This window comes from Sphingomonas sp. KR3-1 (assembly GCF_040049295.1).
Taxonomy (GTDB): domain Bacteria; phylum Pseudomonadota; class Alphaproteobacteria; order Sphingomonadales; family Sphingomonadaceae; genus Sphingomonas.
This window is the reverse complement of sequence record NZ_JBDZDQ010000001.1, coordinates 1,715,790-1,730,765: the sequence shown is the minus strand read 5'-3', so window position 1 is coordinate 1,730,765 and position 14,976 is coordinate 1,715,790. Positions and strand designations below refer to the sequence as shown.

Genomic DNA, 14,976 nt, shown 5'->3' with positions numbered 1-14,976 from the left:
TGATGGTTCGTTCGCTTCCCCTGTTCCTGCTCCCCCCGTTGCTGGCCTCCGCCTGCACGGTGGGGCCGGACTATCACGCGCCCGAGACCAAGGCGGCGCCGAACTGGATCGAGCCGGGGACGCCCGGCCAGGTCGACCTGATATGGTGGGACCGGTTCGGCGACCCGCAGCTCTCCGTGCTCGTCCAGCGCGCGGTGGCGTCGAGCCCCGATCTCAAGGAAGCGCAGGCGCGGCTCGCCGAAGCCCGTGCCAATCGCGAAGCGGTGGCCGGCGGGCGCTTGCCGACCGGCACGCTCAAGGCCTCGGCGACCGAGAACGTGCTGAGCAACAACGGCCAGCTCCCGCTCGGCAGCATCCCGTTCCCCGGCTTCTCGCGCGATTTCCCGCTTTTCGACCTTGGCTTCGACGCGAGCTGGGAGGTCGACATCTGGGGCCTCCAGACCCGCCAGATGCAGGGCGCGGCGGCGCGCGAGCAGAGCGCCGAATTCGCCCGGCGCGACGTGATGCTGACGCTGATCGCCGAGGTGGTGCGCAGCTATATGGACCTGCGCGCCGCCCAGGCCGATGCCGCCACGGCCGAGGCGCAGTCGGCGTCCAATGCCGAGCTGGCGCGGCTCACCCGGCTGCGGTTCGACCATGGCGAGGCCTCGCGGCTCGATCTCGACCGTGCCGATGCGGCAGCCAAGGCGAGTGCCGCGGCGGTGCCCAATGCCCGGGCCCAGGCTAGCGCCGCCGCCTATCGCATCGCCACGCTGGTCGGCGTGCCGCCCGAGCAGGTCGTGCCCGAGTTGCAGGCGCCGGCGCCGCTGCCGGCAAGCCCGGATGCGATCCTGGTCGGGCTGCGCTCCGAGCTGCTCGAGCGCCGCCCGGACGTGCGCCGTGCCGAGCGCGACCTTGCGGCGGCCAGCGCGGATATCGGCGTCGCCACCGCCGATCTCTTCCCGCGCTTCAGCCTGTTCGGCAGCGTCGGCCAGCAGGCGCGCAAGCCCGGCGACCTGTTCTCCACCGAATCGACCCGGCTCCAGATCGGGCCGAGCATCTCCTGGCCGATCTTCCAGCTCGGCACGATCCGCGCGCAGATCCGTGGCGCCGATGCCCGCGCCGACGCGGCGGCGGCGCGCTACGAAAAGGCCGTGGTCGGTGCGCTTTCGGACAGCGAGGCGGCGATCAACCGCTTCCTCAATGCCCGCGTCGCGGCGGACGAAGCAGCGGCCTCGCTCCAGCGCGAGCAAGGCGCCTTCGCCCTTGCCGAGCAACGCGCGAACCGCGGCGAGGACGATCGGCTGACGCTCGAGCGCGCGCGCCAATCTCTTCTCTCCGCCCAGCAGCGCGACCAGCAGGCCCGCGCCGCCAAGGCGCAGGCGGCGACGGCGCTCTACAAGGCGCTAGGCGGCGGCTGGAGCTGAGGGCACGCGAATCTCGAAACAGGTGCCGACTTTAGCTGCGCCTAGGTCGATCGTCCCGCCATGCGAAGCCAGCAGCGAGCGCGCGATCGGCAAGCCCAGGCCGGTGCCTCCCGCGGCCCGGCGGCTGGTGAAGAAGGGCTCGAAGATGCGGGCGCGGTCGGCTTCGGGAATGCCGGGGCCGTCATCGGCGATCGTCAGCAGGATTTCGCGCCCCGTCTCGTTCGCTGCCATGCGTACCGAGCCGGCCCCGGCCTGGCGGCTATTCTCGACCAGGCTCTCGACGATCGCCTCCAGCATCGCGCCCGGCATGGTTGCGCGGGGCAGTGCCTCGGGCAGGTCGAGCGCGATCGCCAGCCCGCGATCGGCCCAGGCATCGGCGATCCGGCGCACGACCAACGCCATATCGGCCGAAGCGCCCGCATCGGCCTCGGCCATGTCGGCGCGCGCCAGCTCGAGCAGGCGCGTGACGAGCTGGGCCAGCCGATCGGCATCGGCACCCGCATTGGCGAGGAAACGGCGGCGATCGGCTTCGCTCATGTCCCCGTGATGATCCTCGAGGATCTCGATGGCGCCGCGGATGCCGGCGAGCGGGGTCTTGAACTCGTGGCTCACCGCATGGGCGAAGTCGCGCAGATAGCGCGAGCGGCGATCGATCGCGTCGGCCATCGTCGCGAAGTCGGCATAGAGCGCCTGGATCTCGATCGCTGCGGTCGGCGGCACTTCCGGCACGGTGCCGCCGCCACGCGCCACGTCGCGGGTCGCCTGGCTCAGCGCCTCGATCGGCCGGGCGATGCCGCGCGAGAGCAGGCCGCTCAGCAGCACCAGCGTCGCAAAGATCGCGCACACGCCGAACGCGATCTTGCCGCGATCCTCGTAGAGCCCGCGGAACAGCGCGCGCGGCGAGCGGGAGAGCAGCAGCACGCCGACGATGTTGCCGTTCACGATGACCGGACGGGCGTGGTGGATGCGCAGGCCCGAGGCGCGGCTCAGCCATTCAAAGGCGTATTCCGGGCGATAGTCGCCGCGACGGCGCAGCACCGTCTCGGGTCGCCCCGCGCGCGCGGCGGCGAGTTCGGGCAACCCGGCCAGGCTTTCGCCGGCATCCTTGCCGATCAGGATGCGGCCATCGGGGGCGAGCAGCAGGATCGAGGCGAGCGTCGCGTCTGCCGTGGCGTTCACCACCGGCTCGAGGCGGGCGGCCGCCGCCCGGGCATCGGGCGCGGGGCTTCCTGGTGCCGGAACCGGCGCGGGGCGCTCGGGCAGCGGACGGCTGCCGAGATCGATCGTCGAGAGCGGGCCGCCGGCAATGCCGCTGGAGATGCGCGGGGTCAGCTCCGGGCCGTGCGAACCCGGCCATTCTGCGCTGGCGATGGCGGCCAGCGCGCTGCTCTGGGCGATCAGCTCGGCCTCGGTCTGGCGGACGAGGGTATTCTCATAGACGCGCAGGAACAGCGCGCCGACGCCGGGCAGCGCGGCGACGAACACGAAGGTGACGAGCAGGATCGTGCGCAGGCGCAGGCGCGGCCAGAAGCGCCGGATCGGCGCCTTGATCGCTTCGATCATTCGCCCGAGCACGGGCCGATGCGATAGCCGATGCCGGCCCGCGTCTCGATCAGGTCGTGCGCGCCGGCCTGGGCGAACTTGGCCCGCAGGTTGCGGACATGGCTGTCGATCGTCCGGTCGGTGAGCGCGAAGCCGGGGCCGCGCAGCCGGTCGATCAGCGCGTCGCGGCTGAACACCTTGGAGGGCAGCCCCGCCAGCGTGCGCAATATGCCGAACTCGGTGACGGTCAGCGGCACCTGCGCACCGGCGAAGCGCGCCTCCCAGCTCTCGGGGTCGAGGAGCAGCTTGCCGTGGCGGACCGATGCGGCGGCGCGATCGACTTCAGGTGGGTGCGCGGCGGTGCGGCGGAGCACCGCCATCACCCGCGCCACCACTTCGCGGGGGGAGAAGGGCTTGGTGACATAGTCGTCCGCGCCCAGCTCGATGCCGATGATCCGGTCGATCTCGTCGTCGCGCGACGAGAGGAACAGGATCGGCATGCCGCCCTCGGCGCGCAGCCGCCGGCAGACCTCGAGCCCGTCCATCCGCGGCATGTTGATGTCGAGCACGATCAGGTCGGGCTGGCGCGTCTCGGCAAGGTGCAGCGCCTCCTCGCCGTCCGCGGCCTCGATCGTCTCGAGCCCGGCCTTGGCGAGCGCGAAGACGAGCAATTGCCGGATGTGCGGATCGTCATCGGCGACAAGGATGGTGCGGTTCATGGGGCATTGGATCATCGCGCAGGGGTTCCGGTCAACGGCGGAGTGGTGTCGGCAATGGCATTGGCGACGGGATTCGGGGTTGCCGGGGCGGCGACCGGGGGCGGTGTCGGCGCGGCGATGGGCGCGGGTTCGACGATGATCGTGCCATCGCAGTCGCGAAACGCCCTGGGCGGCAGCGAGGCGGGCATCGGCGGATGGGCCCCGAGCAGCCGGCGCGCCACCGCCAGCCGCTGCGCGCCGCGCCAGGTCCAGCTGTGCCAATCGGCCTGGTCGGCGGCGAGCCGCTGGAACGCGAAATCGCGGACGTAGCGCACCCGGTCGCGGAAGGCGGGGGCAAGCGGGCGGCGTTCCAACTCGATCAGCGACGCGAGCGCGGCGGATCCGCTCCGCGAGAGATAACAGATGTCGAGCGCCACGCCGCGCCCGCCCACCTCGCGGGCATGACGCACATTCCAAGCGGCGGCGCTGGCGTCGAGGTCGACCAGGGCGGCGGTGGCGAGCAGCAGCGTGGCGAGCAGCGCATTGGCGTTGATCAGCCAGGCGGCGCTCCGGTTCGTCAGCATCCGCCAGCAGATCAGCGCGAGCCCGGCCGCGACCAAGGCCATCCAGGCGAGCGCGGCGATGCGCAGCGCGGTGAGCGAATAGGCGTCGATATAGTCGAGCGTGCGCAGGATCGAGGAGGCGACGAGCAGCAGGTTCTGCGCCACCCACAGCACCACCAGCCGGCGGATCGCCGGGTTGGCGGCGCTCACCGAGCCTGGCCTGAGCGCGACGAGTACGAACAGGCCGGCGAGCAGGGCAGTGGCGATCAGCGGATAGGCGCCGCGGTGCGCATAATCGGCGAGCGTGACGCCGCGGGGCAGCGCCGCGCCGCTCCACAGAAAGGCGAGGTCGAGCCCGTTCTGGAGCGCGAACACGGCGTTGAACAGGAGGAGCGAGAGCAGCAGCGTGGCGGCTGGCAGGTTCGGCACGCCCTTGTCGGTCTGCGGCACCCACGTCGCGGCGCGCGTCGCCCATTGGCTGGGTCGCAGGCTGGGCCAGACGACGAGCATCACGAAGATCCAGAAGATCGCCTGGCCGGGCGAGGGCAGCCGGATCTGCGCCAGCGCGTTGGCGATCAGCGGGTTGGCGCTGGCGAACAGCGCGAGGAACAGCGCGGTCATCGCCAGCGGCACGCCGAGCAGCGCCGCGAGCCCCGGCAGGCTGGGCCGGCCGCGGCGCGGCCGGGCGCGGAAGAGGCGGCGAAGGTCCAGCACCGGCGTTAGCGGTCCGGTCAGCGCATGCGTGGCCAGGCGCAGTGCCCAGCGCCACGCATCGTCGAACCGGCCGATCCGCGGCATCAGTGTGGCGATCGAGAGGGCGCACCAGAACAGCGCCCATCCGAGCAGGCTCGGATCATAGCCCAGCACGCCTGCGAAACCGCAGGCGACGCCGATCGAGGCCAGGCTTGCGCGCTGCCGCAGCGCCGGGCGGGCGAGCAGCAGCACCAGCGCCCAGCCCAACGCCAGTCCGCCGATCCACGAGCCGATGGCGATGCCGAGGAACAGCCGGTCGGCAGCGGCGACCAGCGCGATCGCGGCGAGGATCTCGGCGAGGAAACTGAAGCGCATCGTGCGGCGGGGCATGCGGATCTCCCGAAGGTTCGGAAGCGGCGATGGTCGCTGCCCGTCCAGCCGGCGCGGCGAAGCGCGAGGAGAAGCCGTGCAGAATCCGTGCAGGGTGGGAAATGCGCCGCGACGAAGGTAGAGGCGCCCGACCATGACCGCGCATTCCGCCCTCGGCTTCGATTTCGGCACCACCAATTCGGTCGCGGCGCTTGCCGGCGAGGGCGGCGCTGCGCTCGTCGAGCTCGCCGGGCCCGAAAGACCCGATCCGGTGTTTCGCTCCGCGCTCTGCTTCTGGCAGGACGAGCGCGACCTGGCCGCCGCCGCCGGCCCCTGGGCGATCGCCGAATATCTCGAATTCCCCGAGGGCAGCCGTTTCCTGCAATCGTTCAAGTCGGTCGCGGCGAGCGCCAGCTTCGAGCATGCCATCGTCTTCGAACGGCGCTTCCGCTTCGAGGAGATCGGCCGGCGCTTCCTGACGCTGATGGCCGAGGGCGCGGGCGGTGCGCTGGACGGCAACGCCCGCCGCGTGGTGGTCGGCCGCCCGGTGGAATATGCCGGCAGCCGCCCCGACGAGGCGCTCGCCCGCCAGCGCTACGATGCGATGTTCGCCGGCTTCGGTGCCGAGATTCATTATGTCTACGAGCCGCTCGGCGCCGCGTTCAGCTATGCGTCGCGAATCGAGGAGCCGGCGACGGTCCTGGTCGCCGATTTCGGCGGGGGCACCAGCGACTTCTCGTTGGTGCGGATCGAGGCGCCCGGCGCGGCGCAGCGCTGCACGCCGCTCGCCCATGCCGGCGTCGGAATCGCCGGCGACCGGTTCGACCAGCGCATCGTCGAGCATCTCGTCCTGCCAATGCTCGGCAAGGGCGGCAGCTATCGCTCGTTCGACAAGATCCTCGACATTCCCGGCGGCTGGTTCACCGATTTCTCCGACTGGTCCCGCCTCGCGCTGATGCGCAACCGCAAGACCCTGGCCGAACTCGACAAGCTCAAGCGTGCCGCGCTCGATCCCGAGGCGATCGAGCGGATGATCGCCGTGATCGAAGGCGAGCTCGGCTATCAGCTCTATCATGCGGTCGGCGCGCTCAAGCGCGCGCTTTCCGCCGAGGAGTCGGCGCACTTCCATTTCGCCGGCGGGGCGCTGGCGATCGAGGCGGACGTGACGCGCGCCGAGTTCGAGCAATGGATCGCGCCGGACATGGCGCGGATCGAGGCGGCGGTCGATCGCGCGCTCGACCAGGCCGGCACGCCGGCGGCGGCGATCGACCGCGTCTTCCTCACCGGCGGCACCTCGCTCACTCCGCGTGTGCGCCGGCTGTTCGCCGAGCGTTTCGGGACCGAGCGGATCGCCACCGGCGGCGAGCTCACCTCGATCGCGCACGGGCTCGCGCTGATCGGGCAGCAGGACGACATCGCTGCCTGGAGCGCCTGACCGTCCGCGTGCCGCGGGCGAAACAAAGACTGTCACATTTGCCGCCTAACGGGAGCGAGACTCGCTGCGAGCGGCCCGGGCCGAAGGCATGGCCGCAGCGTCTCAGGACTGGCTTGCTCCGTTCAGGGATAGCTGATGCGCGCGATCGATCGGGAACGAACGCGGTGGTTTCTCCGCAACGTGCTGCCGCATGAGCCGGCGCTGCGCAGCTGGCTCGCGCGCCGCCAGCCGCTCGGGCTCGACGTCGACGACATCATCCAGGAATCCTATGCGATCCTGCACGACCTGGAGAGCGTGGTAGGGATCCGCAATCCGCGCGCCTACCTCTTCCAGGTCGCCCGCTCGGTGATCACCCGGCATCTGCGCCGGGCGCGGGTCGTCTCGATCCACACGGTCGAGGATCTATCGCTGCTCGAGCTGGGCGACGACAGCCCTTCGCCCGAGCAGATCGCGATCGACCGCGACGAGCTGACCCGGCTGGCGCAGGCGATCGGCGCGATGCCGGCGAAGACACAGGAGGCGTTTATCCTCCGCCGTGTCGAGGGATTGTCGCAGCGCGACATCTCCCAGCGCATGGCGATTTCGGAGAACACGGTCGAAAAGCACATCTCGAACGGGCTTCGTTTCCTTGTCGATTGGTTTGGCCATGGCGGAAAAGCTTTGGCAAAAGCCTCTAGGGTCAGGGAAATGGAGGTTGCCACTTTTGACGGCCGAGCGCGAAACCAGTCGATCCATTGACGATCATGCTGCCGACTGGATCGCCAGGCTCGATCGAGGGGCGTTGTCGGCAGAGGAAAACCAGGCGTTCGAGGCCTGGCTGAACGGCGATCCGCGGCGGCGCGGGGCGCTGTTGCGCGCCGATGCGCTGTCGATGCTGAGCGAATCCGCGCGCGCGCTCGGGCCCAATTTCGACCCCGCAAAGTTCGCCACCATGCCCGAGCCGGCACCGCGCAAGATCTCGCGGCGCAAGCTGCTGACGATGGTTGGCACCGGCGGGGCAGTGGCCGCGTCGATCGCCGCTATCGGGTTCAGCCTGCCGGCCGCGGCGATCACCACCGGTCTCGGCGAAGTACGGCTGGTCACGCTCGAGGACGGCTCGACCGTGATGCTTAACACCCAGACCAGCGTGAAGATCGACTATGGCGCACGGGAACGCCGGGTAGAGCTGCTCTATGGCGAGGCGTTCTTCACGATCCTGCGCGATGCGATCCGGCCCTTCGTCGTCGAGGTGACGGGCACGCGGCTGCGCGCCGAGCGTGCGCTGTTCCGGGTGCGCAAGCTCGAGGGAAAGCCGGTCGACATATTGGTGGACCAGGGGAACCTGACGCTGGGCGCGGCCGGTCTGCCCGCGCCGCTGGTGATCCCGGCGAGCTCCCGGCTCGTGCTGCCGCCGCGCCTGGCGGCGGACCGGCTGCCGGCGCCCCAGTCGATCGCGCCCGATCTCGTCACGCGCGAGCTCGCCTGGCGCGAGGGCAAGATCGCGTTCGAGGGCGAGACGCTCGGCCAGGCCGCGGCGGAGTTCGCCCGCTACAGCAAGACGCGCATCGAGATCCGCGATGCCGATCTCGCGAACGAGCCGGTGGCCGGGCTGTTCTCGGCCAGCGATCCGCTGGGCTTTGCGCGTGCGTCGGCGCGGCTGTTCGATGCGGAAATCGAGCAGCGCGGCGATATCGTGCTGCTCAGCCGCGGAACCCGACAGCCTTAAAATTTATAACCGGAATGGCGGAACTTTCCGTCCAAAGCCTCTCAGCCTCGAAGGCCGCGGCGACCTGTGCCGCGCGAATGGGGGTTTGCGAGCATGGTTTCCCGGAATGTCATCCTGTCGTCCACGGCGATCATGGCTGCGCTGGCGATTGCCGCCCCGGCGCATGCCCAGGTCCGCAGCTTCGACGTTCCCGCCGCGCCCGCAGTCAAAGCCATTCCGGAGTTCGCCCGCCAGGCGCAGATCCAGGTCATCGCCTCCGCGCGCGACCTGGCCGGCGTGCGCACGCCGGCGATCAAGGGCAGCCTGGATGCCCGCGCCGCGCTGCGCCGGCTGATCGCGGGCACCCCGCTGGAGATCGTCAGCGATGACGGCCAGGTGGTCACGCTGCGCTCGCGCCGCGGTCCGGCCCGTCCGCCGAGCGCGCAGGTCAGCGGCCGCGGCACCGTCGCCGGCCAGGTGAGCACGCCGGCGAGCGGCGAGTATCTCCGCGCCGCGGTGGTCGACCTCGTTGCGGCGAACGGCGAGCGCCGCACGGTCACGTCGGGCGATGCTGGCGCCTACCGGTTCAACGACGTGCCCGCCGGCCCGGCGACGGTGACTGCGCACTTCACCGGCTATGCCACCGAGGCGGCCGAAGTGCAGGTGCAGCCGCGCAGGACTGCCAGGCTCGATTTCAGCCTGAGCGAAGGCGGGGCCGAGGGCGAGCAGGCGAGCAGCGCGATTGTCGTCAACGGCGCGCGCGAGGATTATGCGCAGGACATCATGGCGCAACGCAAGTCGATGAACATCGTCGATGTGCTGTCCACCGAAGCCTATGGCGACATCGCCGGCGGAAACCCGGCCGAGTTCCTGAAGTACATGCCGGGCGTCGATGTCGACGGCACCAACGGCACCGCGCTCTATGCCTTTCTGCGCGGCCTGCCGGCGGAATATACCCGCACCCAGCTGAACGGCATGGACGTGGTCTCCGCCAATGCCAACGCGCCTTCGGGCTATGCCAATTCGGCCGCGGCGGCGCGGATCTTCAGCTATGAATCGATCTCGATGTCGGCGATCGATTCGGTGACGGTCTACAAGACGGTCAGCGCCGACAACAACGCCGATGCGCCGGCGGGCATCATCGATCTGCGCACCAAGCACGCCTATGACCGCAAGAAGGCGGCGCTGGTGCTCTCGGTCGGCGGCTTCACCCACGAGAACATGCTCGACGGCAACAGGAACACCGGCCCCGATCCGCAGGGCTTCGGCAACCGCCGCTTCCTGCCCGAGGCCTCGCTGTTCTACGCCAACAGCTTCTTCGATCGCCGCCTCGGCGTGATGGCCTCGCTCGGCTACAACAACAGCTATATCGAGCGTGAGCAGATCACGATGAGCCGCAACTATGTGCCGACGGCGAAGAGCCCGGACCCGCTCGCCTTCACTGCGATGGAATATGAGATGTCGGCCCGCCAGACGACGCGGCGCACCGGCTCGCTGATGCTCGACTTCAAGGCCGACGATCGCCTGACCGTGTCACTGCTCGGCATCGCTTTCCGCGGCGACGTCTACCAGAACACCACCGACGTCACGCTGACTACCGGCGCTCGGACCATCGGGGTGAGCGGCGATATCCTCAGCAACTACACCACGCTCAATCCCGCGGCGACCAAGACCATCCAGAGCGCCGATTCGACCCAGTACAAGGTCAACAAGGGCAACATCATCGCGCCGAGCTTCGCGTGGAACCGCGGCAATGCGCATGTCGACGGCTATTTCGCCTATTCGGACTCGCAATCCTATTACGACACGCCGCACCAGGGGCAGGTGGTCTCCTTCATCCCGACGGTGACGTCGACGGGCAATTTCTCCTCGGTGCGCGGCAGTTCGAGCCTGGCCTATACCGACTGGAACAGCACGCAGGTGAGCGGGCCGGACTGGAGCAATGCCGCGTCCTACACGCTCTCCGCCGCGCCGCAGATCCGCACCACCAGCGGCGCCAATGCCTTTATCTACGAGAAGTCGGGCGGGCTGAATGCCAGTTATGACGCGCAGTTCGGCGCGGTGCCGGTCAGCTTCAAGGCGGGCCTCAAGATCACCGACACCGTCTACCGGTTCGGCGATGACTCGGGGAACAACCTATACACCTATACCGGCCCGATGACGAACGCCGAGTTCCTCGCGGCGATGAGCAATCCGGAGATGCGGGCGCAGTGGGACAAGAGCGGCGCAAGCATCACCACGCTCTCGGGCTCGAGCATCATCCCGACGATCGACCTGGGCAAGCTCTACCGGCTCTTTGCCAGCAACCCGACGCTATGGACGCACACGCTGACCGCGGCGAACTATGCGGCGGCCAATTACTCCAACAACACCCGGTTCGAGGAGAACATCAAGGCTGCCTATGCGATGGCGACGGCGAACATCGGCAAGCTCAAGCTGCGCGCGGGCCTGCGCGCCGAATGGACCGCCAATACCAGCTGGGGCTGGTCGCCGCTCTCGGCCACCGAAGTGAAGGCAGCGACGGTCGGCGGGGTGAAGTGCGCGGTCACCGCCTCCACCGGCATCGCCACGACGATCCCCTGCGTCGACTATCAGTTCCAGACCAATGGCTATGGGGAAGTGAAGGGCAATTACTTCAAGTTCTACCCGAGTGCCTCGGCCAAGCTCACGCTCGGCCGCAGCACCGACATGGAGGCCGGCTATAGCCGTACCATCCTGCGCCCGGGCCTGAACGCGATCGCCGGCAGTGCGACGGTGGACGATGCCAACAAGGTGATCTCGGTGCCCAATCCTGGGCTGACCCCGGCGATGTCGGACAATGTCTCGCTGCGCGCCTCGCATTATTTCAAGTCGGTCGGCCTAGCGACGATCGGCTTCTACTACAACCGGATCGACGGCCTGGCCGACCTGCAGGAAGGGCTGAGCGCGGACGAGGTCGGCGCCCCCGCTGCCGGCTATGCCGAAGATCCGAGCTATGCCGGCTATACCTACACCACCTACCGCCAGCTCGGCGTGGTGAGCATCAAGGGCATCGAGGCGTCGTTCCAGCATGCTTTCAGCTGGCTGCCGGCGCCGTTCGACGGCCTGTCGGTCCGCGGCGCCTTCATGCACAACGAACCGAGCCAGCCGATCACCCGCGTCGGCAAGAATATCGGCTCGGCGGCGCTGATGTACGAGAAGGGGCCGGTGCGGCTCTATATCAACCTGCTGTGGAACGACGACAAATACCGCTCGACGACGCCCAGCTGGTTCCAGGCGCGCACCGATCTCAGCGTCTCCGGCCGAATCAAGCTGATCAAGCACTGGGAAGCCTATTTCTCGGTCAACAACCTGCTCGACCAGCCCTATAACGTGATGGTCCCGGGCGACCTGGCGACCAGCTCGACCAGCGTTCCCAACCACAGCGCCATCTTCGTCCAGAACGGCCGCACCGGCACGTTCGGCATCCGCGCCCGCTTCTAACCGCCCGATCGGAGCTTCCCGCATGGCCGACCAATCCCTGATCACGCGCCGCCGCCTCGTCACCAGCGGCGCCCAGCTCGCCTCGATCGCTGCCGCGTCGACGCTGATGCCGCCCAATGTGCAGAAGGCGCTGGCACAGGCGCCCAGCCGGACCGGCTCGATCAAAGACATCAAGCATGTCGTGATGCTGATGCAGGAGAATCGCTCCTTCGATCATTATTTCGGCACGCTCTCGGGCGTGCGCGGCTTTGGCGATCCGAAGGCGCTGGTGCTGCCGGGCGGCAGGAACGTGTTCCACCAGCCCGATGCCGAGAACCCGGCGGGCCACCTGCTACCGTTCCACCTCGATACCCGGACGACCAACGCGCAGAAGCTGCCGTCGACCAGCCACGCCTGGAAGGTGCAGCACCAGGCCTGGAACGGGGGCCGGATGGACCAGTGGCTGCCGGCGCACCGCGCGGCCGATGGCACCGACGGCCCCTATACGATGGGCTATTTCACCCGCGAGGACATCCCTTTCCATTACGCGCTGGCCGAGGCGTTCACGCTCTGCGACGCCTATCACTGCTCGGTGATGGGGCCGACCTGGCCGAACCGGCTCTACTGGATGACCGGGATGATCGATCCCGATGCCACCGGCGGCGGCCCGGTGATCAGCAACAAGGCCCCGCCCGAGGGCTTTCGCTGGACCACCTATGCCGAGCGGCTCGAGGCGGCGGGCGTGCCATGGCGGGTCTATCAATATGGCGAGCAGGGCAAGCGCGCGCACAATCTGTTCAAATATTTCGCCCAGTTCCGCGACGCGTCGGCGGACTCGCCGCTGGCGATGAAGGGTATCCCGGATACCGACGAAGGCGCCTTCGCGCACGATGTGCTCCACGATCGCCTGCCCGCGATCTCGTGGATCATGCCGAGCGCAGAGGCGAACGAGCATCCCGAACACATGCCGGCGGCCGGCGCCAAGTTCATCGCCGACCGGCTGAACGAGCTCGCCGCCAATCCCGAGGTGTGGGCGAAAACCGTCTTCATCCTCAACTATGACGAGAATGACGGGCTGTTCGATCACGTGCCGCCGCCGGTGCCGCCGGCCGGCACGCCGCACGAATTCGTCGGCGACCTGCCGATCGGCGGCGGCTTCCGCGTGCCGTGCATCCTCGTCTCGCCCTGGACGGCGGGTGGCTGGGTGTGCAGCCAGAATTTCGATCACACCTCGGTGCTGCAGTTCTGCGAGCAGGTCACCGGGGTCCGCGAGCCCAATATCAGCGACTGGCGCCGGCAGGCGTTCGGCGACCTCACCGCCGCCTTCCGCTTCGATCAGCCGCTGGGCAAGTTCCCGCCGCTCCCCGGCACCGCGGCGATGCTCGAACGCGCGACCTATGCCGCGGCGAACCTGCCCAACCCGCCCGTGCCTGGCGCGGAGCAGGCGCAGCCGCTGCAGGAAAAGGGCACGCGCAAGCAGGTGAAGTGATGCGGGTGGCGCCACCCTTGCTGCTGCTCGGCGCGGGCGCCCTGCTTTGCGCGACCGCGCCGGGGCGGCCCGGCGATGGACTGGAGCATGGTCGTGCGGTCTATGCCGCGCGCTGTGCCGCATGCCATGGCCGGGCGCTGGAAGGCGTCGACGAGATGCCCGCGCTGGTCGGCGCGCGCTTCCAGGCGAAGTGGCGTGGGCGCGAGGCGGCGCTCGCTGCCAAGGTCCGGCTCTCAATGCCGCAGGACGATCCCGGTTCGCTCGCGCCTGCCGACGCGGCGGAAGTCGCCACGTTGGTCCTCGCCGCCAATCACCTGCCCGCTCCCCCGCCTATGAGGTCCCGATGATGCGCCGCCTGCTTTTCGCCATCGTCTTCCTTCTCGGCGCGTCGCCCGCGGTGGCGCGGCCGAAATGCTGGACGGCATGGCCGGGCTCTTCGGCGCCGGCCAGCTGAAGCGCGACGATTTCAGCTTCGACCTGCCCGACTATCGCGCGCGGTTCGTCCGCAGATAAGCGCGATAGAAAGCGAATCGCCGCGTCGTCTCTGCAAATGGCTGAGACTATTGTGAAAGTTGTCCACGCGTGGGCGGCGGGCAGCGACGTAGATCCGGCCAATAATTTTGGTCCGTCTCGGTGGCGTCGGCTTGCAATCGGTTCGCCCGAGGAACAGACTAGGCGCATCGGATCGGGGAAAGCCGCGCCAAGCGGCGATCAACAGAATTATACGACGAGAAGTATCTTCACCGAGCAATCCATGTTGGATCGCGTCGGCCGATGTCTTGCGCCTGTCACGCGAAGTTTTTCTTCGGGTATGAGGTGTGTGCGTCGTTGATCGATATGTGAAGTATATTTCATGTAACAAATATTGTTGATTTTGATCAATGGATAAGTGGGTAAACTGCTTCATAACACTTAATTGCTTGAACCTGCATGTAAATCATGCAAGCTTCGAGTCGAGTTACCGAATAGTACATCGCAATTAAACGAGGTCGGTGACCTATGGTCCGCGCGGCAGCTTGGTTGCGTATTTTATTTTAAGTTGGGCATGCGGGTATTTGTACATCGAAAGCCGGTGTGGATCTGCCCGTCGCGATGTTGGTCGGCATGCCCGTAGAGCAGGGGAGTTGAGGAAATGGCTAGTAACGGTGTGGTTCGTCAGATCACCATTCAGATCAACAACGGCAGCGATAGCGATGTCGGCATCGGCTCGTCGCAGCTGACCGGTGGCAATTGGGTCGGTCCCGGGCCGGTGCCCGGCAACGTGATCAGCGCGGGCCAGGATAGCTTCGCCGACGGCGCGACCAACATCTTCACTGCGCTGGGCGGCCAGATCCAGCTGGCGCCTGCCTCGGGCGGCACGATCACCATCACCTGGTCCTGGCCGCATGGGCTGGGCGTGACCGGCAGCACCAGCAGCACCTCGCTGGTCGGCCTGTCGGTGACCTCGCAGGTGATCAACACCCAGACCAACAACCCGACCCTCCAGGTCTATATCAGTGACACCCAGTCGCTGACCAAGGCGTTTGAGCACGCCGCCTCGCTGAAGGCGAGCGGCGGCGCCTGCTGATTGACCGAACTGACGGCGCGCCGCTCCGGCGGCGCGCCGCTACCGGGGAGCGGGGATCTTGGCTGAGCCGTGCGAACACATGCTCGAAA

11 protein-coding genes are annotated in these 14,976 nt (G+C 68.3%); 8 read left to right on the top strand and 3 right to left on the bottom strand.

What is annotated here, in order from left to right; translation table 11 throughout:
- The first annotated feature begins 2 nt into the window (after window positions 1-2).
- Entirely contained in the window at window positions 3-1,406 is a 1,404-nt protein-coding gene (locus tag ABLE38_RS08395) for an efflux transporter outer membrane subunit (protein WP_348973703.1), read from the top strand.
- Here ABLE38_RS08395 and ABLE38_RS08390 read toward each other — a convergent pair.
- Genes ABLE38_RS08390 through ABLE38_RS08380 form a run of 3 tightly spaced genes read right to left on the bottom strand, consistent with a single transcriptional unit; the run spans window position 1,386 to window position 5,292 of the window.
- Window positions 1,386-2,969: a HAMP domain-containing sensor histidine kinase gene (locus ABLE38_RS08390; RefSeq protein ID WP_348973702.1), complete on the bottom strand. Its 1,584-nt coding sequence runs from the start codon at window positions 2,967-2,969 to the stop codon at window positions 1,386-1,388. The two genes, ABLE38_RS08395 and ABLE38_RS08390, sit on opposite strands and share 21 nt — an antisense overlap.
- Window positions 2,966-3,667 carry a response regulator transcription factor gene (locus ABLE38_RS08385; protein ID WP_348973701.1) on the bottom strand — a complete coding sequence of 234 codons (702 nt, stop codon included), beginning with the start codon at window positions 3,665-3,667 and terminating at the stop codon, window positions 2,966-2,968. The genes ABLE38_RS08390 and ABLE38_RS08385 overlap by 4 nt, the downstream gene beginning before the upstream one ends.
- An 11-nt stretch (window positions 3,668-3,678) precedes the next feature.
- Window positions 3,679-5,292 carry a DUF4173 domain-containing protein gene (locus ABLE38_RS08380; RefSeq protein ID WP_348973700.1) on the bottom strand — a complete coding sequence of 538 codons (1,614 nt, stop codon included), beginning with the start codon at window positions 5,290-5,292 and terminating at the stop codon, window positions 3,679-3,681.
- A 133-nt stretch (window positions 5,293-5,425) separates the two neighbouring features.
- On the opposite strand from ABLE38_RS08380, the gene ABLE38_RS08375 reads away from it, so the two are divergent.
- The 7 genes from ABLE38_RS08375 (at window position 5,426) to ABLE38_RS08345 (ending at window position 14,887) form a co-directional block, all read left to right on the top strand.
- Complete coding sequence (locus ABLE38_RS08375) at window positions 5,426-6,706, top strand: Hsp70 family protein (RefSeq protein ID WP_348973699.1); 1,281 nt, start codon at window positions 5,426-5,428, stop codon at window positions 6,704-6,706.
- 135 nt (window positions 6,707-6,841) lie between these two features.
- On the top strand, window positions 6,842-7,444 hold the full coding sequence (locus ABLE38_RS08370) for an RNA polymerase sigma factor (RefSeq protein ID WP_348973698.1): 603 nt from the start codon (window positions 6,842-6,844) through the stop codon (window positions 7,442-7,444).
- Window positions 7,401-8,411: a FecR domain-containing protein gene (locus ABLE38_RS08365; RefSeq protein WP_348973697.1), complete on the top strand. Its 1,011-nt coding sequence runs from the start codon at window positions 7,401-7,403 to the stop codon at window positions 8,409-8,411. The genes ABLE38_RS08370 and ABLE38_RS08365 overlap by 44 nt, the downstream gene beginning before the upstream one ends.
- A 93-nt stretch (window positions 8,412-8,504) precedes the next feature.
- Window positions 8,505-11,852: an outer membrane beta-barrel protein gene (locus ABLE38_RS08360; RefSeq protein WP_348973696.1), complete on the top strand. Its 3,348-nt coding sequence runs from the start codon at window positions 8,505-8,507 to the stop codon at window positions 11,850-11,852.
- Window positions 11,853-11,874: 22 nt separating this feature from the next.
- Window positions 11,875-13,320, top strand: coding sequence for an alkaline phosphatase family protein (locus ABLE38_RS08355; protein WP_348973695.1), 1,446 nt, complete (start codon window positions 11,875-11,877; stop codon window positions 13,318-13,320).
- Window positions 13,320-13,667 (top strand): c-type cytochrome, encoded by a 348-nt coding sequence (locus ABLE38_RS08350; RefSeq protein ID WP_348973694.1) that lies wholly within the window; start codon window positions 13,320-13,322, stop codon window positions 13,665-13,667. Before ABLE38_RS08355 ends, ABLE38_RS08350 begins: the two co-directional genes overlap by 1 nt.
- 785 nt (window positions 13,668-14,452) lie before the next feature.
- Window positions 14,453-14,887, top strand: a complete 435-nt coding sequence (locus ABLE38_RS08345) for a hypothetical protein (RefSeq protein WP_348973693.1) — start codon at window positions 14,453-14,455, stop codon at window positions 14,885-14,887.
- Window positions 14,888-14,976 lie beyond the last annotated feature (89 nt).